Origin of the sequence: Mesorhizobium sp. M7A.F.Ca.MR.148.00.0.0 (assembly GCF_003997735.1) — a bacterium.
GTDB lineage: Bacteria > Pseudomonadota > Alphaproteobacteria > Rhizobiales > Rhizobiaceae > Mesorhizobium.
In genome coordinates this window covers 1-1409 of sequence record NZ_RZTB01000273.1, presented here as the reverse complement: position 1 = coordinate 1409, position 1409 = coordinate 1, and the positions used below count along the sequence as shown (strand labels likewise).

The following is a 1409-nucleotide window of genomic DNA, read 5'->3' as shown; positions in this document are numbered from 1 at the left end:
ACCACCGGCGCCGCGCCGTCCTTGCCGACGACCTGGGTGTCCGACACCCGGGTCCAGGTCAGGTTGGCGCTGTTCAGCCCGCTCAAATCGGTGCCGAAGGCGATCGAGGCGATCGCATCCGAGCCCGGCGTGAAGGTGATCGAGTTCAAGGCGGAGTCCGGACCGGCCGGCGTCGAGCCGTCGCTCAGGTTCTGGTCGTCAAGCGCCAGCGTGATCGGAGCCCCAGCAACCGGGCCTGCGCCGTCGGTGATCGTGAAGGCGATGTTGGCCGTCGACGTGTCGAGGTCGCCGTCCGTCACCGTATAGGTGGCGTTGACCGCAACCGGACCCGAGCTGTTGTCGACCGAGGCATCCGGCGTGAACGCGTAGGACCCGTCCGCCTTCACCTGGATGCTGCCCGCGCCGATGTCGATCGACTGCGAGTAGCCCGTGCCGGGATCGAAGGCCAGCAGCGTGCCGTTGACATGCGTCACCGTCGCGCCGTCAGCGCCAGCAACGAAGTCCAGTGTTCCCGTCACCACCGGAGCACCTTCCGCAACCGCCTGCGAGGCTTCATTCGCTGCCGCCGGCACATCGTCGACTATTTTGACGGAGAGCGTGGCGTTGGCGCTCTGCAGATCCTGGTCGGTCAACGTGACGGTGAAGTTCTCGAACAGGTCGTTGGTGCCCTGGACGGCGGCATGCGCCTCATTGTCGAGCAGCGTATAGGTGTAGCTCACCTGGCCGGTAGCGGCATTGTAAGCCGTCACATTGAGCGTGTTGCCAAATGCGGTGGTGAAGGAGCCCGCCGTGAACACGCCATTGGTAATGAAGGCGTTGCCGTCGATCGCCAGTGAGTTGATGCCGTCCGGAGAGGAGACGGTGAAGGTGCCGGCGCCGGTCTCGGCCGTGCTTGCCGGATCGGACCCAGGCCCGCCCGGCGTGCCGATATTCAACGCCGCCTCGTTGACCACGACGTCGCCGCCGATGGCCTCCGGCGTCAGGTCGGTGATCACAGGCGTCGAGTTGCCGATCGAAATCGTCAGCGTGGTGTGCGAGGTGTCGCCGTCGCCGTCCTTGATCGTGTAGGTGAAGACATCGTTGACGCCGCCGGGCGTGCCGGCAGCGCGCACATAGCTGTAGGAGCCGTCCGCCAGCAGTGTCAGCGTGCCGTAGCTGCCCTGGATCGGCGCGTTCAGCGTGGCCGCATTGTCGACATCGGTATTGGTGTTGCCGGCCTGCACGCCAACCACAGTTGCGCCATCGGCGCCCTTGGTGTCGGCAACCCCGTCCGTCGCGTTGGCGTCGCCGGCATCTGTTCCGCCAACCAGTACATTGCCTGTCGCCGGGCCAACCTGGCCGGCCGCGATGCTGTCGATATCGGCAACCGCCGTCGGCACGTCGTCGACGATGGCAACGGCAAAGGTGGT

At 65.9% G+C, this 1409-nt stretch carries 1 pseudogene; it reads right to left on the bottom strand.

Annotated elements, in window-relative coordinates:
- Window positions 1–1409: pseudogene (locus tag EOB49_RS36725) on the bottom strand (hypothetical protein); the annotation flags it as partial.